A 16,998-nucleotide genomic window follows, 5' to 3' on the forward strand; every position below is an offset into this window, starting at 1 on the left:
ATTAGGCACGCCGCCAGCGTTCGTCCTGAGCCAGGATCAAACTCTCCAAGAAAGTTTGTAGCTCATTTTGAATCTGACGAGATTGATTTAATCTCCATTCGCTCCGGTCATAAGACCATCGCGTTTATACTCACTCGTTGTTCAGTTTTCAAAGATCAAACTTCGTTGTGTTACCGAGATCTCATCGCCTCAGCAACTTTTATAGTATATCATGCTCTTAGCAAGTTTGCAAGCTTTTTTTATATTTCTTTTAAAAAGCTGTGTTATCAACATTCCCGCTTTAAGAGGCAAGAAATAATATAACACAGCTTTTAATATGAAGTCAACTATTTACGTAGAAATAATTTCATTGATAAATAACTGCCTTTGATGAATCAGATTGATAATCTGCCCATTAACAGAGACCATGGGGCGTGTCGGATGATTGCGGTCCGTGAAGACAATTTCTCCAATCTGATCATTGCTTAATCGGACAACGGTACCGTTATGAAATTCCGTCAACTTGCTGATCAATGTTTGGACAATGCTCGGATCCAGCTTGCCAAAAGCCTCTGAATGTATTTGCTCTAGTACCAAGTACGGAGATTGGGCCTTCTGGTATATCCGATTTAGCGTCATGGCGTGGAATATATCAACGATCCCGACAATTTTGGCATAGATGTGAATCTTACCTCCATTCAGCCGGAGAGGATACCCTGAGCCGTCTACTTTTTCATGATGCTGCAGTGCCGCCAATCGTACGCCCTCATTTATGGCCGTTACATTTTTCAGCAGCTGATAGCCGTAGGTGGTATGCCTCCTCATCTCCTCAACTTCTTCTGCGGTAAGGGGCTGTGGTTTGTACAAGACCGCCGGGTCGATTTTGATGTTACCGATATCATGAAATAAGCCTGCAAAAGCAGCCTGCATCCAGTCCTTCTGCTGTAACCCGATCCATCTGGCCAGCTGATAGGATGACAAAGCGCAGAGGACGGCGTGGTGATAAATATAGTCATACTCCCTCATGCTTCTTGGGGAAAAGGTTAATAAATTATAGTCCTTAATCTGTGAAATAAGGGCCTCCAGCTGGCCTCTGAGCTCAAAAATCGGCACCTCAGCCGCAATTACGGAAGGGTATGTGCTTTTAACTAGCTGAATCATTCTTTCGTACTCTTCTTGAAAACTGGAACGTTGGACGATTGTCCCTGGGTCCTTACCAGCCTGAACTGAAGGGGCGCTTCGCTGCGGTATCGCCGCTCTGCTGTCGGCTGGATTCTTCGTCTCCTGCTCTCCGTTGTCAATGTCAACAGAATGCACCATAAATGCACGCAGGATTTCCAGGTCTCTCGGCAGCAGTACCGTTCCCTTCCGAAGCAGCAATCCGCCCAATGGCGTGTGAACATCCTTGGATAATTTCAAACCGGGTTTGATTTCCGTAATCGATACGCTGGCCATTAATCAATTCACTCATTTCCGACTCTTATGGTGGTAATATACACCAATTATATTACGGATAAGATTGCTGTACAATTGCCTGCTTGCCATATGAAGCCAAGAAAAAAAGCATGAATCTGATGGAATCAGACTCATGCTCTTAACGTTTGCCGTATTGCCGGAATTATTCTTCGTCCGGTGCTTCATCCGAAGTATCCGTCATCTCAGGTGCAGGCGCCCCCGTGTCGTCAGGCTCCGCGCCTTCTTCCGACCCGTTGCCGACCTCTTGACCTTCGATCAAGACTTCATCTTCATCTTCCGGATCGTCGCTCTTATCCGCTCGGCATACGGTCGCTACGGCATCATCCTCACGGATGTTAATCAGCTTCACGCCCTGCGTGTAGCGGCCCATCGTGGAGATTCCCTCCATACTGGTCCGGATCAATGTGCCGCTGGTCGTAATGATCATCAGGTCTTCTTCAGACTTCACGACCTTCAGCCCAACCACAGGTCCGTTCTTGTCCGTGACGTTAATGGTCTTAATCCCCTTACCGCCACGCGTTTGGGAACGGTAATCGCTGGCAGGGGTACGCTTGCCGTATCCCTTGGACGTTACGATCAGGACATCCAGCTCTTTATCGATGACGTCCATGCCGATCACCGAGTCGCCTTCGTCCAGGGTAATCCCCTTAACCCCTGTCGCTCCGCGCCCCATCGACCGCACATCATGCTCGGAGAAGCGGATGGACATGCCATGGGCGGTACCCATAATCATTTCCTGCTTACCATCCGTCAGCTTGACTTCAATCAAGCAGTCGTCCTCACGCAGGTTGATCGCGATCAAGCCGCCTTTGCGAATATTAACGTAATCCTCGAGAGGCGTCTTCTTCACAACCCCGGTGCGGGTAACGAAGAACAGGTATTTGTCATCCTCGAACTCGGAGACCGGAATCACGGCATTGATTGTCTCTCCCTGTTCGATCTGGATGAGGTTAATAATCGCCGTTCCCCGTGCGGTACGGCCGAGTTCAGGAATTTCGTACGCCTTCAGGCGGTACACCTTACCCCGATCCGTGAAGAACATCAGATAATTATGCGAGTTGGTGACGAAGAGATGTTCGACAAAGTCCTCATCCTTCATATCAAGCCCCGTTACCCCGCGTCCGCCGCGTTTCTGGCTGCGATAGGTACTGGCAGGCAAGCGTTTGATGTATCCGGTATGCGTGATGGTGATAACCACTTCTTCACGCGGAATCAGATCTTCATCCAAAATGCTCTCCTCACCAACGGTAATTTCGGTGCGGCGCTCGTCGCCGAAGCGCTCTTTGATTTCTTGAAGCTCATTCGTAATGATGTCGAGAACAAGCTGCTCATTCGCGAGAATTTCGCGGTACTCGGCAATCTTCACCATGAGCTCCTGGTATTCGGCCTCAATCTTCTCGCGTTCCAAGCCGGTCAGGCGCTGGAGTCTCATTTCCAGAATGGCCTGGGTCTGCTCAAGGCTTAGGCTGAAACGCTCCATCAAACGGTCGCGGGCAATTTCCGTCGTCTGCGAAGAACGGATAATCGAGATAACCTCATCCAGATGGTCGAGTGCGATTCGCAAGCCTTCCAGAATATGAGCGCGGGCTTCCGCTTTTTTCAGATCATATTCGGTCCGGCGGCGGATAACTTCAATCTGATGCTGCAAATAATAATACAGCGCATCGCGCAGCGTCAGAACCTTCGGCTCCTTGTTCACGATTGCGAGCATGTTAATGCCGAACGTGGACTGAAGCGCCGTGTGTTTGTACAAATTATTCAGCATAACGCTCGGATTGACGTCACGGCGCAGCTCGATGACGATTCGCATACCGGTCCGGTCGGATTCGTCCCGCAGATCGGTAATGCCCTCGATTCTCTTCTCGCGCACGAGCTCGGCGATTTTCTCAACCAAACGCGCTTTATTGACCTGGTAAGGCAGCTCGGTCACAATGATACGCGCTTTATTGTTGACTTCTTCGATCTCGGCTTTGGCCCGCATTGTGACGGATCCACGGCCGGTCTCATATGCCTGGCGGATTCCCTGCCGGCCTAAAATGTAGCCCCGGGTAGGGAAGTCAGGACCTTTGATATATTCCATCAATTCCAGCGACGTAATGTCGGGGTTCTTGATGAGCGCCTGTACGCCATCAATGACTTCACCCAAGTTATGCGGTGGAATATTGGTGGCCATGCCGACCGCGATTCCCGATACCCCGTTGACCAACAGGTTCGGGTAACGTGCCGGAAGCACAACCGGCTCCAGTTCCTCACCGTCATAGTTTTCGGTAAAATCGATCGTCTCTTTGTTGATGTCGCGCAGCATCTCGATGGCAATCTTGGAGAGACGCGCCTCGGTGTAACGCATGGCGGCTGCAAAGTCACCGTCAACGGAACCAAAGTTTCCATGGCCTTCCACAAGCATATAACGCATCGAAAAATCCTGTGCCATACGAACCATGGTCTCGTATACAGCCGAGTCACCATGCGGGTGATACTTACCGATGACCTCACCCACGATTCTCGCCGATTTCTTAAATGGTTTATCCGGGTACATACCGAGCTCCGACATCGCGTACAGGATACGCCGGTGGACCGGCTTCATCCCGTCCCGCACATCCGGCAAAGCCCGGGAAACAATAACGCTCATCGCATAATCCATAAAGGATTCGCGCATTTCGTCGCGTATGTCCCGATCTTTGATTTGCGAGCCTCTTTCTTCCGCCATGGTGGACCTCCTCCAATTTCTATCAAACCAATAACATTGTCTTTACAGACGATTCATTCAGTACAGCAAGAAAAAAATCAATATATGAGGAAAAACGTCTATCGACGTACATGCTTTGCAGGCTGGGCTTAACGCCCGTACTTCCGCAAAAGTTCCCATAACTTTCAGGCTCAAGCAAGCCTGTTAAAGTTCAATTCCGTCTTGCCCAAGCGAACAGAAAAGCGTATGACCGCAGGGCTTGAAAAGGTGAAATCAACGGACGTCAATCCGCAAAACCACCAATCTTTATTATATTACTTTCACAAAAAGAGCACAATTAAACGTTTGAGCGCCGCCGGCTCCGCAGCCGCCCAAGTTCCGTTTCTCTAGGGATTCGCCCGGCCTTCTGTGCCTTTTCCACATATACTGGTAGGGCAATAAGGACGCCTAGTGCTGTTTTGAGCAAACAAAACACCACATCTGTATATTATACCATTGTTTTGCTTGCTTGTCCTATGTTTTACGCCTTTGAACCGCGGAGAAGAAGCTCCGGCCGACAAGCACATAACAAGGCCAATCACGTAGAAAGGATGATATTTCTTGGCGATTCAACGTGTTGCAAGCAAATGGGCGAAAACCCAGGTCCTTTTACAGAATCAACAGGTATCTCCTTACATTCCTTTAACGCAAAAATATACACGCGCTACGCTGGGTAATATGCTTGAAAACACAACTCTTGTATACATTAAGCCGGACCGCGGCACGTACGGCAACGGGGTCATGAACGTTCAGCGGCACGGGGAACCGGCTGCTCCAGCTGGCGAGCAGCCCGTCGAAAGCTCTCCCCGCACTGTAGTGGAATATACCTTGCGCTACGGCACACGCTCCGAGACGTACGCGAACCTCGACGCGCTGCATCTGGCCATACTCAGGCACACAAGAGGAAAGTTTTATATTATTCAGCAAGGGATCGTGACTTTGAAGTACGAGGAGCGCCAGTTTGATCTGAGAATTCTGACCCAAAAAACACCGTACCGCCATTGGGAGACGACAGGCATCATCGGTCGGGTAGCCGCTAAAAACATGATCATCACGAACTACCACGGTGGAGGTTCCGTACGCCTGCTGAATGAACTGCTCGAAGGGAACGTAAGCCCTGAAGAAGCCCCGCTATTGGAACGAAAGCTGTATGAGCTGGGTGTAGCCACCGCACAGCAGCTGCAGACCAAATTCCCCGGTATCAAGGAGATCGGCCTCGACGTAGCCATCGACGAACAGCTCAACCCCTGGATTCTTGAAGTGAACACGCTCCCGGCCATCTTTCCGTTTAAAAAGTTTTTCAAGGATAAAAGCATCTACCGCCGCATCGAACGGTATGCGATCAACTATGGGAGGCTCCCCGGCAGAAGTAAAAGGAGAGGCAGCTATTAACAAAAACAAGAGAAGCTCCGGTTCCGGAAACTTCTCTTGTTTTGTCCGTCTATATCATTCAGGGCTGGACTCACCAACAAGTTTAGGTGGAGTTCAAACTTAAATGTCCAGATTTTTAACCGTTTTTGCGTGTTCGTGAATAAAATCACGCCGCGGTTCAACGCTGTCACCCATAAGGGTGTCGAAAATAAGGTCTGCCTGCATGGCATCTTCAATCGTGACCTGCAGCATGGTGCGGCTCTCCGGATCCATAGTCGTCTCCCACAGCTGTTCTGGATTCATCTCCCCCAGACCTTTATACCGCTGGATATTAATTTTGGATCCCTCTCCGAACTCGGCGATGATTTCATCACGCTCCTTCTCGGAACCGGCATAACGGACCGTCTTGTTGCGCTCAATTTTGAAGAGCGGCGGCTGCGCGATGTATACGTATCCCGCTTCCAGCAGCTGTCTCATGTACCGATAGAAGAAGGTCAGCAGCAGCGTACGGATATGCGCGCCGTCGACGTCGGCGTCAGTCATGATAATGAGCTTGTGGTACCGGGCTTTGCTCAGGTCGAAATCTTCATCGCCGATGCCTGTACCCATCGCCGTTACAATCGCCCGGATCTCCAAATTGGACAAAATCCGGTCCAGACGCGCCTTCTCGACGTTCAGGATTTTACCGCGGATCGGCAAAATCGCCTGGAAATGCCGGTCGCGTCCCTGCTTGGCGGATCCGCCGGCAGAGTCCCCTTCGACGATGTACAGCTCGCAAATGGACGCATCCTTCGAGGAGCAATCCGCCAGCTTACCGGGAAGAGCGCTGACTTCAAGTGCGCTCTTGCGGCGCGTCAATTCACGGGCTTTACGCGCGGCTTCGCGCGCACGGGATGCCTGCAGTGCCTTTTCCAAGATCCGCCGGGATACGGCAGGATTCTCTTCCAGGAACTCGGACAGCTTCTCAGAGAAGAGCGATTCCACGATGCCGCGGACTTCACTGTTGCCGAGTTTGGTTTTTGTCTGGCCTTCGAACTGCGGCTCCGGAATTTTGACCGAAATAATGGCTGTCAGGCCCTCGCGCACATCGTCGCCCGACAGATTAGAGCCGTCTTTGACGAGGCCGCTCTTGCGGCAATATTCGTTAATAATCCGGGTCAAGGCGCTCTTGAAGCCGGATTCGTGGGTTCCGCCCTCATGCGTATTGATATTGTTCGCAAAAGAATAAATGTTCTCGGTGTAGCTCTCATTGTACTGCAGTGCGATCTCCGCCTGAATGTTGTCCCGGGAGCCCTCTACATAGATCGGCTGTTCATGAAGAACTTCCTTTTTCTCATTCAGGAACTTGACGTATTCGATAATACCGCCCTCGTACTTGAAGTAGTTGGAAGCCCCCGTACGCTCATCGGTCAGCGTCAAAGCAATGCCTTTGTTCAAGAAGGCCAGCTCACGAATCCGCGTCAGGAGAGTATTATAGTCATACTCCGTTGTCTCCGTGAAAATTTCCGGATCCGGCAGGAAGGTAACGGTCGTACCGTGCTCGTCGGTATCCCCGATGACTTTGACGTCATACTGGGGCACGCCGCGCCGGTATTCCTGCTGATAAATATGCCCGTTCAACCTAACCTGGACAACGACCTTGCTGGACAACGCGTTAACGACGGATACGCCAACGCCGTGCAGGCCGCCGGACACCTTATATCCCCCGCCGCCGAACTTACCACCGGCATGAAGCACAGTCATGACGACCTCAAGCGTCGATTTTTTCAGCTTCTCATTCTCACCAACCGGAATACCGCGTCCGTTGTCGACAACCGTGATGCTGTTATCCTTGTGGACAATGACTTCGATATGGTCGCATACACCAGCCATCGCCTCGTCGATACTGTTGTCCACCACTTCCCACACCAGGTGATGAAGTCCCTTTACGCTGGTTGATCCGATATACATGCCCGGCCGTTTCCGGACGGCTTCCAGACCCTCCAGAACCTGAATCTGACTCTCATCGTATTGCGGTTGATTCATAGACATGCCTGTCACCTACTTCTATATATTCTACGTTTGCTGATTGGAGTGTACCTGCGTTCACAGTGTCCTAAGCGTTGGCGAAGAAGACATTCGCCCGCTTCTTAAGCGTGGATGAGGAAATCGGAGAGTAATAGACGGTGCTCTTCGTCACGACGATGGATTTGGCTTCCTCTTCGCCAATGTACTCCACGTTCTTTTCCTGCCGGGCATGGCTTACAAACTGCTTGGATATTTTGGAGGATTTCTCGATCGAAATGTCAAAGATCGCAACCAGCTCCGCAGAACGGATGATTTTTTCACCGCCCAGATGGATATACATAACCATTCCCCATTCCTTAAGAGTTGACCTGTCCCGCATGAACATGATAGATGTTCGCGTTCTTCAGTTTATCGGCATTCAAACTTTCGATTCCCGTTGCCGTGATAAAGGTCTGAACCTTGCTCTGAAAAGTCTCGATCAATTGCGTTTGCCGGTAAGGATCAAGCTCAGACAGCACATCATCCAGCAAGAGCACCGGATATTCTCCGATCTCCTCCTGGATCAGTTCGATTTCAGCCAGTTTAAGAGACAGCGCAGTCGTTCTCTGCTGTCCCTGGGAACCGTACGTATGGACTTCCTTACCGTTAATGAAAAAGGCCATGTCGTCGCGGTGAGGCCCGGCAAGGGTCATCCCGCGGCGCACTTCTTGATCCTTCACTTGTGATAACTTTAACATAAATTGTTCAAAAAGATAAGCTTCATCTTCCTCCTCGGCGTCGCCAAACGACGGCTGATAGACAAGCCTCAGCGATTCCCCGCCGCTTGTGATGCCTTGGTGGATCGTTTCCGCCCACTTCTGCAGCTTTATTATGAATTGTTTCCTCTTTTTGATGATTTTAACACCGTGCTCCACAAGCTGTTGATCCCAGATTTCCAGCATCCCGGGCTTCACGCTGTCTTTCCCCCACATCTGTTTCAAGAGGTTGTTCCGCTGGTTAAGAACCTTCTGGTACTGCTGCAAATGATAGAGATATCCCGGCTGTACCTGGCCGATCTCCATATCGAGGAACCGCCGGCGGATGCCCGGGGTGCCTTTCACAATTTCCAAATCTTCCGGGGCAAACATCACGACGTTCAGCGCACCGATAAAATCGCTCAGCTTCCGCTGCTCGAGTCCGTTAATCTTCGCCTTCTTCCCTTGTGGGGACATCGTCAAATCGAGGGTAATCGGACCGTACTTCTTATCCACAACCGCGGACAGATGCGCGCTTCCTCCCTCAAACGAAATCAGCTCCCGATCTTTGGAGGTCCGGTGACTTTTGGTTAATGCCAACACAAAAATAGCCTCCAGCAAATTGGTTTTGCCTTGGGCATTTTGTCCGATCAGCAGATTTACGTCTCCAAAAGAATCCAGCTGCAGCTTCTCGTAGTTACGATAATGCTGCAGACTGATATTTTTAACAAACACGCCTTATCCTCCCCATCTTCGCCGGCCGCCGCCGAAGCAGCGGCCTGGGGGCACTTTATGCCTCTTGTGCTACCACAAATTCGCCGCAGTCCGTCACTTTGACTTGATCGCCCGGATACAGCTTCCGCCCCCGGCGGTCTTCCGGCTCCCCGTTTACGGTCACCATGTTCTCCGCCAGCAGGGCTTTGGCCATCCCCCCTGTGGATACGCAGTTGGCGAGCTTCAGAAATTGATCAAGCTTAATATATTCACTGTGGATAACTATTTTGTTCATCAGAAATCCTTTCGCTGTGGACAAGTTTTGCTTAGTTGGTGGTCCGGTACGGAAGGATAACGTACAGACTTTGGCTGTCATCCGCCGGTTTCAGAATGATCGGGCTCATAATGCCGGTAAAAGCAATTTTGAGCTGCTCGCTTTCCACCACTTTCAGCACGTCCAGCATATATTTCGAGTTAAACGAGATTTTCAGAGGTTCCCCTTTAAAATCAATCACGTCCAGCTCTTCGCGCACTTTACCGAGTTCCGACGAGCTGGAAGAAATTTCGATTCCGCCATGTTCCATCGTCTGCAGGCGCACGATATTCGTTTTCTCCTCTCTGGAGAGCAAATAAGCGCGGTCGATCGACTCGCTTAATTTTTTTGTGTCCAAAACCAGTTCTGTTTTGTAGTTTGTCGGAATAATCCTAGAAGTATCCGGGTAAATGCCGTCCAGGATGCGGGAATAGAACAGGACGCGGTCGATCTTGAACAGCACCTGGTTGTCCGCCACGACGATATCGACCAGCGTATTCTGGTCGGGAATGATTTTGCTCAGCTCGCTCAGCGTTTTGCCGGCAATGACGACGTTGTGAAATTTCACTTCGTCGGCTCCTTCCAAATGGGCGGAGCGGGTGGCCAGGCGGTGCCGGTCGGTAGCGGTAAACTTGAGTTCGTTTTGATCCAGGTTCCACAGAACCCCCGTCAGGATCGGTGTCGTCTCATGCGTGGAAATGGAAAAACCGGTTTGGCGGATCATGTTTTTGAGCAGCGCTCCCGGCAGGGAAATCGTTTGGTTCCCCTCGATATCAGGCAGCACCGGGAATTCTTCCGGATCCAGTCCAACCATCTGAATTTCGGTGGCTCCCGAGGAGATAAAGGTTTGGAACTGGTCTTTGACCTCCATTTGAATTTCCTGGGAAGGCAGCTTCTTGATAATTTCTACGAAAAATTTGGCCGGCAGCACGACGCTGCCCGGTTGTTCCACCGTGACGATGGTGCGTTCGCTATCCTCTACCGGAATAAAGGACTGAATGGAAATATCGGTGTCGCTGGCTGTAAGGGTCACTCCCGAATGATTCACGTCCAGCTTGATACCGGACAAGATCGGAATGGTGGTTCGGCTCGATATCGCCTTGGATACGTGCTGGATGGATTCGTTAAGAACGTTTTTAAGGATGCTGATTTTCATAGTTTCACTCCTAGCAGGAAATTCGGATTGCAAGACTACCTGGGTATGACGGCTGCGTGCAGCCTATTATGAATATTATATTATTTAAAATATATAGTAATAGCAGTAGGCGCACTGAATTTGTGGATAAGCTCAAAAACCTCAATAAAATCAAGCCTATTCACATGTGTATAGATTGTGCATAGGCTTTGAACTTGTTCAGGTTGGGTTTTTGATTTTTTCCGTGATGTTATTGATGACTTTGAACAGATCCTGGTCCTCTTTCAGAGACTGAGATATTTTCTCGTGGGCGTGGATGACGGTCGTATGGTCTCTTCCGCCGAAGGCCTCGCCGATTTTGGGCAGCGAGAAATCCGTCAGTTCCCTGGACAAATACATGGCGATTTGTCTTGGAAAAGCGACGGCTTTCGTCCGTTTCCGCGCTTTGAAATCCTCAAGCTTCAGATTGTAGTACTCCCCGACCTTCTGCTGAATGTCCTGAATGGTGATCATCTTCGGTCTGCTGGACGGGATGATATCCTTCAGCGCTTCGGCAGCCAGATGCGTGGTCACGTCCTGATTGGTCAGCGAGGAATAGGCGACGACGCGAATCAGCGCCCCTTCCAGCTCTCGGATGTTCGTGTCGATCTGATTGGCGATATACATCATCGCTTCGTTCGGAATATCGAGATTCTCTGCTTTTGCCTTCTTCCGCAGAATCGCGATTCGCGTCTCCAGGTCCGGCGGCTGGATATCCGTAATCAGTCCCCATTCAAAGCGTGAGCGCAGCCGATCCTCCAGCGTCGGAATTTCCTTGGGCGGCCGGTCGCTTGAGATGATAATCTGCTTCTGCTCCTCATGCAGGGCGTTGAACGTATGGAAAAATTCCTCCTGCGTCGACTCCTTGCCCGCCAGAAACTGAATATCGTCAATCAGCAAAATATCGACATTCCGATACTTGTTGCGGAAACTCTCGGCCCGGTTGTCACGGATCGAGTTGATGAATTCATTCGTAAATTTCTCGGAAGAGATATATACGACCCGACTGGCAGGATTGTGCTCCAGAATGTAGTGTCCGATCGCATGCATCAAGTGGGTTTTGCCAAGCCCTACCCCTCCATACAAAAACAAAGGGTTGTACGCCTTCGCCGGCGCTTCCGCGACAGCCAAAGAGGCCGCGTGCGCAAACCGGTTGCCCGAACCGATGACGAATGTGTCAAACGTATATTTCGGGTTGAGCATATGGGTTAGAGCCTCGTCAGGGGTCGCCTGAGGCATGGGTGCGGGCTGCTGTGGGGTGAGTTCGGCAGGCTTGTTCTCCTCAATGACGAATTTCACGTCAACTTGCTTCCCCAACACTTCATAGATCGTGGAGCTAACGAGTTTTGTGTAGCGGCTTTCCAGCCATTCGACAGCAAATGTGGTTGGAGCGGAAATTACGATGGTATGCTCGCTCATTTGTATCGCTTTGGTTGCTTTAAACCAGGTGTCAAAACTCGGCTTGCTGAGCTTGGTATGAATAATAGATAGGATTTGCTGCCATAATTCGGAAGTATGGCTGTCCACAGACTGTCACTCCTTTAAATCTTCCAAATGTGGCTGGGATCGAGCCATGAGTGGAAATGTCGAAAAAAGATGAATGGTGCAGAATATATCCCCAGTTTCAAAAACGGGGGAAAATAAAAAAAGTGGACAAATTGAAATTGTTCACAAGTTTATCCACAGCTTGTTGATAATATATGGGGTGAAATCACATATTCACATCCAAAAACAATATAATCATAGCAAAAGAACGCCCGTTTATCAATGAAATGGCTGAAATTATCCACAAATTCAATAAGTTGTGTATAATTTTTATTCACACCACTATATATTGTTTATAACGTGTTTAAGTTTCGACAGCATCTCCCAAAATAAAAAATCAGTTGTGCACAGGTTATGCCGGATCTTAGAGTTTTATTGCGAACGATGTGAACAAGTGGATAAATCGGGATTGTGGATTTTTCGGGTTTGTTGGGTCGGCGGCTGTGGAAAACTCGGGTTGGCTGGATTTAAAAATGAGATGGCGTGGTTTCAATGAAATATTATCGAAATGACGAGCGAATGTCAGAAGAAGTGTCCACATGAACCGAAGGTGAAGAGAGAGATGGAACGTTTAAGGAAGCCGCTGCCGAAGAAGGTGATGAAGCGATGAAGCTGCGTTCCAGGTCAGACGGAATCGAGAAGAGAGAAAGAGAAAGCAGCAAAAAGAGGGAGAAGAGCGATCGCGGGGGTCAAATTCCGGAAAGTGGGGGAACAGGTTTGAGTTGACTTTTGGGCCTGTTCATGATTAAATGTATAAAGGCATTTTCTGTGTTGAATGAAAATGAATATTTAACCATAAAGGTTATGAAATCCTGTAAGGGGGTGTGCAATACATGAGACCGACATTTAAACCGAATGTAAGCAAGCGCAAAAAGGTGCATGGTTTCCGGAAAAGAATGAGCACGAAAAACGGCCGCAAAGTGCTGGCAGCTCGTCGCCAGAAGGGCAGAAAAGTACTGAGCGCGTAAATTTCGTACATGAAGACCACCGAGGTGGTCTTTTTTTCATAAAAAAACGTCTATCGACGTCATTCTATGAAGACATACCGCTTTTAGCGGAAGTTTTTGCGTCTACTTCTGCAAGTTCCTTCATGAAAAAGAGGGAGAAGCGGGCCTGTTAGCCGGGTAGAAGACGTAAATTCGACCCAATTCCGATGAAATTAAAAAGGATGGGACGTCCTCTAAAGGTGAGCTCCGATTTCTTATTGTGGTTTATATCGCAAATTTGATGACCATACTAGGAAGTGGAATATCGCTATATATTATATGAAGCAAAATTTCGAATGCTGATATTTTTGAAGGAAAGGCCGCTGGACAAGGTCATGGCGGGCAGCAAGCAGGGGATATTCGTGCATAAAAGTTTACGTTTACGAAACCGGGCTGACTTCAGCCGCGTATATAGGCATGGGAAGTCATTTGCCAATTACCAATTCGTCGTATATTGGTTCCGCAAAAAAGAGGTAGAGAAGTTCCGCGTCGGAATTTCCGTCAGCAAGAAGGTCGGTAATGCCGTTGTACGCAACCGGATGAGAAGACTGGTCAAGGAAATTATGCGTCACCATGAAGACAAGCTCATTGAACACGTTGATCTCGTCTTTATCGTACGGAAGGGCGCGGTCGAAATGTCCTATAAAGACCTTGAAAAAAGCGTTCTGCACGTGCTTCGGAAAGCATCGCTGCTGAAGCCGCCGGGGCGCTGAATGCTGGTTTCTTTGTCCAATTAATTATGGTATGATTTACGGTGAATGGAAGCGTTAAGAGAGGGGTTATGAAGTGTCGCTACTTAAGACTAGCCGAGGCAGGAAATGGATCCTCCTCATCGCTGTGATGATGCTCGCAGTGGTTGTTTTAGCTGGGTGCGGAACGGGCAACACTGTGACGCATACTACAGAAGAAATGAAGAACGGCGGCTTTTGGCAGGCTAACGTCGTTTATTATTTCTCACTCGCATTAGATACGTTCGCCGGTTGGTTCGGCGGGGCTTACGGCTTAGCCGTCCTCGTGATGGTGATTATCGTCCGTACGATTATTTTGCCGTTGTCCATTAAGCAGGTTAGAAGTTCTAAGGCGATGCAAGCGATTCAGCCTGAACTTGCAAAGATAAAAGAAAAGTTTAAGGATCAGCCGGAGAAACAGCAGCAGGAAACGATGAAGCTGTTTCAAGAGAACAAGGTTAATCCGATGGCGGGATGTCTGCCGCTGATTATCCAAATGCCGGTTTTTATCGCACTCTATAATTCCATCGTGTACAACTCGCATCTTCGTGACCACTCGTTCCTGTGGCTCCAATTGGGTAAGCCGGACCATACGTTCATCCTGCCGCTGCTGGCTGCCGCAACGACATTCCTGCAGTCCCGCATGATGATGAAGATGAACCCGAGCCCGCAGCAGGGTGCCATGCAGTTTATGATGCTGGTATATCCGGTTTTGATTTTCTTCATGTCTTACCAGTTCCCATCCGCACTGCCGTTGTACTGGGTTTACAGTAACCTGTATACCATTATCCAGAACTACTTCCTGTATCGTAACAACCATACGACAGCGAATGTAGCCGCCGTTTCTTCGGCTGGAGCAAGCGGAAATGCCAAGTCTGGAAACAAAGGCAGCAGTAACAAAGGCGGTAAAGGAAATAACAAAGGGAAGAAGGGGGCAAAAAAATCTAAATGAGCAAAGTCGTCGCTTCAGGAAAAACCGTTGAAGATGCTGTAAACCAAGGGCTTGCCCAGCTTGGGGTAAGCCGCGACCGGGTCACGGTCCAAATCGTATCGCAGCCGTCAAAAGGATTCCTGGGACTGATCGGTGTCAAGGAAGCAAAGGTGGAACTTACACTGCTGCCTGAGCCCGCACCGGAACCAGTGGAGACGGCGAAACCTTTGCCACTAGATTTGAATGAGCCTGAAGCTTCCGAAGAGGAAGAAGAGAAGGACCCTTACGAAACGGCTGCCGAGTTTATCATTGACGTCGGAAAGAGCATGGGGCTGGATGTGAGCGTTGAAATTCAGCACGCGAGGGATGCTACGACACTTCATATTTTCGGTCCCGACTTGGGACTGATTATTGGCAGAAGGGGACAAACCCTCGATGCCTTGCAGTATTTGGCTAACATTGTGGCGAACCGGGTATCGAGCAGTTACGTGCGGCTTGTGCTCGATGCAGAGAACTTCCGGGAGCGCCGGAAGAAGACGCTGGAGGATTTGGCAGACAGGTTGGCGGGACGGGTGATTCGGACCCATAAAGAAGTCGTTCTTGAACCGATGTCCCCGCAGGAGCGGAAGGTGATCCATTCCAGGCTGCAGGACCATCCACAGGTGAAGACCTACAGTAAAGGGGAAGAGCCCAACCGGCGCGTAGTCATTACGATAAAGTAAAGAGAGACCTGTACAATGACTTTATTGAGCTTACCTTTAGCTTATAAAGTCATTGTTTTTTTTGAATCTTTGACTAGATCAAAGCAGGTGCCGGGACAAGTGCTGCAGGTCTTGATACGTCCGGATATGGCAACAATAGAGCTAACGGAAACGATGAACGTTAATATAGAAAAAAAGAGGTGACAGACTTGTTTACGGATACAATCGCAGCGATATCGACGGCTGTAGGGGAAGCGGGAATCGCCGTCATCCGCGTGAGCGGACCGGACTCGATTTCTGAGGTCGAACGGATTTTTCACAGCAAAACGGCGTTAACGAAGGCGGAGTCGCATACGGTTCATTATGGGCATATCATTGACCCGGACACCCAGGAGCGGGTAGAAGAAGTGCTCGTCACCGTGATGCGGGCGCCCAAATCTTTTACCACGGAAGATGTGGTGGAGATCAGCACACATGGCGGCGTCATCTCAGTCAAGCGGGTGATGGATTTGCTGCTGCAGCTGGAGATCCGCCTGGCGGAACCCGGCGAGTTCACCAAGCGGGCCTTTTTGAACGGTAGGATTGACCTTTCCCAGGCGGAAGCAGTGATCGACCTGATTCGGTCCAAGTCGGACCGGGCCTTCTCGATTGCCTTGAAGCAAGTACAGGGGTCCTTGTCCCAAAGAATCGGGGAGCTGCGCCACACCTTGGTGGAAACGATGGCTCACATCGAAGTGAATATCGATTACCCGGAGCATGATGTGGAATCGCTGACGGCGGAGTTCATTAAGCAGAAGAGCAGCGAAGTCATGGAAGGTATTCAAAAGCTGCTGAAGACTGCCGAAGAAGGGAAAATTTTGCGCGAGGGCATCACCACGGCCATCGTCGGACGTCCGAACGTGGGCAAGTCTTCGCTGCTGAATGCGCTGGCGCATACGAACCGTGCCATTGTTACCGACATTCCGGGCACGACGCGGGATGTCATCGAGGAGTTCGTCACGATCAACAACATTCCGCTGAAGCTGCTGGACACGGCGGGAATCCGGGAAACGATGGACGTCGTGGAGAAAATCGGGGTGGAGCGCTCGAAGCATGCGGTCACCGAAGCCGATCTCATTCTGCTTGTGCTGAATGCCAGCGAACCGCTGCACGAGGACGAACTGGAATTAATGGAACAAATCCGTGGTAGACAATCCATCGTCATTATGAATAAAATGGACTTACCTTCGCAATTGGACAGGGATTTGTTGTCCAGGTACTATCCGGATGAATTGATCGTCCCGATGTCGGTGATGACCGAAGAGGGGATCGATCTTTTGGAAAAGGCGATTTCATCGCTCTTTTTCAGCGGGAAGCTGGAGTCGGGCGATTTGACTTATGTCAGCAACGTCCGGCATATCGCACTGCTTAAAAAGGCTTACAAATCGCTTCAGGATGCCTACGAAGCGGCGGATCAATTTATTCCGATCGACATGATCCAGATCGATGTCCGTCTTGCTTGGGAACAGCTTGGTGAGATCACAGGCGATACGGCGGCCGAAACGCTGCTGGATCAAATTTTCTCCCAGTTCTGTTTAGGTAAATAAGTCGTTCGTTCATATAGATTCATGCATT

The 16,998-nt window shown here is 49.8% G+C and carries 15 protein-coding genes; 7 read left to right on the forward strand and 8 right to left on the reverse strand.

All coding sequences use genetic code 11. The features are described 5' to 3' along the window. Positions 1-303 (forward strand): hypothetical protein (locus tag FHS19_RS34645; RefSeq protein WP_204797559.1); only part of this gene is annotated, 303 nt, incomplete at its 5' end. A 27-nt stretch (positions 304-330) separates the two neighbouring features. Here the strand turns inward: FHS19_RS34645 and FHS19_RS25445 are convergent. Both FHS19_RS25445 and gyrA read right to left on the reverse strand, forming a co-directional pair. Then, positions 331-1,434 carry an HD-GYP domain-containing protein gene (locus tag FHS19_RS25445; RefSeq protein WP_183584615.1) on the reverse strand — a complete coding sequence of 368 codons (1,104 nt, stop codon included), beginning with the start codon at positions 1,432-1,434 and terminating at the stop codon, positions 331-333. A 163-nt stretch (positions 1,435-1,597) separates the two neighbouring features. Further along, positions 1,598-4,162 (reverse strand): DNA gyrase subunit A, encoded by a 2,565-nt coding sequence (gyrA, locus tag FHS19_RS25450; protein ID WP_183584616.1) that lies wholly within the window; start codon positions 4,160-4,162, stop codon positions 1,598-1,600. A 579-nt stretch (positions 4,163-4,741) separates the two neighbouring features. Between gyrA and FHS19_RS25455 the strand changes: the two genes are divergently transcribed. Beyond that, entirely contained in the window at positions 4,742-5,572 is an 831-nt protein-coding gene (locus tag FHS19_RS25455; RefSeq protein ID WP_183584617.1) for a YheC/YheD family protein, read from the forward strand. Between the two features lie 99 nt (positions 5,573-5,671). On the opposite strand, the gene gyrB is transcribed toward FHS19_RS25455, so the two are convergent. The 6 genes from gyrB to dnaA form a co-directional block, all read right to left on the reverse strand. Further along, complete coding sequence (gyrB, locus tag FHS19_RS25460) at positions 5,672-7,582, reverse strand: DNA topoisomerase (ATP-hydrolyzing) subunit B (RefSeq protein ID WP_183584618.1); 1,911 nt, start codon at positions 7,580-7,582, stop codon at positions 5,672-5,674. Positions 7,583-7,646: 64 nt separating this feature from the next. Then, positions 7,647-7,898: an extracellular matrix regulator RemB gene (gene remB / locus FHS19_RS25465; protein ID WP_076172512.1), complete on the reverse strand. Its 252-nt coding sequence runs from the start codon at positions 7,896-7,898 to the stop codon at positions 7,647-7,649. 16 nt (positions 7,899-7,914) lie between these two features. Beyond that, the gene (recF, locus tag FHS19_RS25470; RefSeq protein WP_183584619.1) at positions 7,915-9,027 is read right to left on the reverse strand and encodes a DNA replication/repair protein RecF; all 1,113 of its coding nucleotides are present in this window, start codon (positions 9,025-9,027) and stop codon (positions 7,915-7,917) included. A 55-nt stretch (positions 9,028-9,082) separates the two neighbouring features. Further along, entirely contained in the window at positions 9,083-9,301 is a 219-nt protein-coding gene (yaaA, locus tag FHS19_RS25475; RefSeq protein ID WP_076172508.1) for a S4 domain-containing protein YaaA, read from the reverse strand. 31 nt (positions 9,302-9,332) lie between these two features. Beyond that, on the reverse strand, positions 9,333-10,475 hold the full coding sequence (dnaN, locus tag FHS19_RS25480; protein ID WP_183584620.1) for a DNA polymerase III subunit beta: 1,143 nt from the start codon (positions 10,473-10,475) through the stop codon (positions 9,333-9,335). Positions 10,476-10,673: 198 nt separating this feature from the next. Beyond that, on the reverse strand, positions 10,674-12,020 hold the full coding sequence (gene dnaA / locus FHS19_RS25485; RefSeq protein WP_183584621.1) for a chromosomal replication initiator protein DnaA: 1,347 nt from the start codon (positions 12,018-12,020) through the stop codon (positions 10,674-10,676). An 851-nt stretch (positions 12,021-12,871) separates the two neighbouring features. Between dnaA and rpmH the strand changes: the two genes are divergently transcribed. From rpmH to mnmE, 5 genes are all read left to right on the forward strand, one after another. Continuing rightward, positions 12,872-13,006: a 50S ribosomal protein L34 gene (rpmH, locus tag FHS19_RS25490; RefSeq protein WP_068778604.1), complete on the forward strand. Its 135-nt coding sequence runs from the start codon at positions 12,872-12,874 to the stop codon at positions 13,004-13,006. Between the two features lie 380 nt (positions 13,007-13,386). Next, positions 13,387-13,737 carry a ribonuclease P protein component gene (gene rnpA / locus FHS19_RS25495; protein WP_076172607.1) on the forward strand — a complete coding sequence of 117 codons (351 nt, stop codon included), beginning with the start codon at positions 13,387-13,389 and terminating at the stop codon, positions 13,735-13,737. Between the two features lie 73 nt (positions 13,738-13,810). Beyond that, on the forward strand, positions 13,811-14,704 hold the full coding sequence (locus tag FHS19_RS25500; RefSeq protein ID WP_183584622.1) for a YidC/Oxa1 family membrane protein insertase: 894 nt from the start codon (positions 13,811-13,813) through the stop codon (positions 14,702-14,704). Then, positions 14,701-15,405 (forward strand): RNA-binding cell elongation regulator Jag/EloR, encoded by a 705-nt coding sequence (gene jag / locus FHS19_RS25505; protein ID WP_183584623.1) that lies wholly within the window; start codon positions 14,701-14,703, stop codon positions 15,403-15,405. Before FHS19_RS25500 ends, jag begins: the two co-directional genes overlap by 4 nt. 188 nt (positions 15,406-15,593) lie before the next feature. After that, a complete protein-coding gene (gene mnmE, locus FHS19_RS25510; protein WP_183584624.1) occupies positions 15,594-16,970 on the forward strand; it encodes a tRNA uridine-5-carboxymethylaminomethyl(34) synthesis GTPase MnmE in 1,377 nt (458 codons plus the stop codon). Positions 16,971-16,998 lie beyond the last annotated feature (28 nt).

The sequence above is a fragment of the Paenibacillus rhizosphaerae genome (genome assembly GCF_014192015.1).
Classification (GTDB): domain Bacteria; phylum Bacillota; class Bacilli; order Paenibacillales; family Paenibacillaceae; genus Paenibacillus_AQ; species Paenibacillus_AQ rhizosphaerae.

Coding starts and splice junctions, on each gene's coding strand:
- dnaN (WP_183584620.1), bottom strand. CDS start 10,475: ATGAAAATCAGCATCCTTAAAAACGTTCTTAACGAATCCATCCAGCAC.
- remB (WP_076172512.1), bottom strand. CDS start 7,898: ATGTATATCCATCTGGGCGGTGAAAAAATCATCCGTTCTGCGGAGCTG.
- rpmH (WP_068778604.1), top strand. CDS start 12,872: ATGAGACCGACATTTAAACCGAATGTAAGCAAGCGCAAAAAGGTGCAT.
- FHS19_RS25445 (WP_183584615.1), bottom strand. CDS start 1,434: ATGGCCAGCGTATCGATTACGGAAATCAAACCCGGTTTGAAATTATCC.
- gyrB (WP_183584618.1), bottom strand. CDS start 7,582: ATGTCTATGAATCAACCGCAATACGATGAGAGTCAGATTCAGGTTCTG.
- gyrA (WP_183584616.1), bottom strand. CDS start 4,162: ATGGCGGAAGAAAGAGGCTCGCAAATCAAAGATCGGGACATACGCGAC.
- yaaA (WP_076172508.1), bottom strand. CDS start 9,301: ATGAACAAAATAGTTATCCACAGTGAATATATTAAGCTTGATCAATTT.
- jag (WP_183584623.1), top strand. CDS start 14,701: ATGAGCAAAGTCGTCGCTTCAGGAAAAACCGTTGAAGATGCTGTAAAC.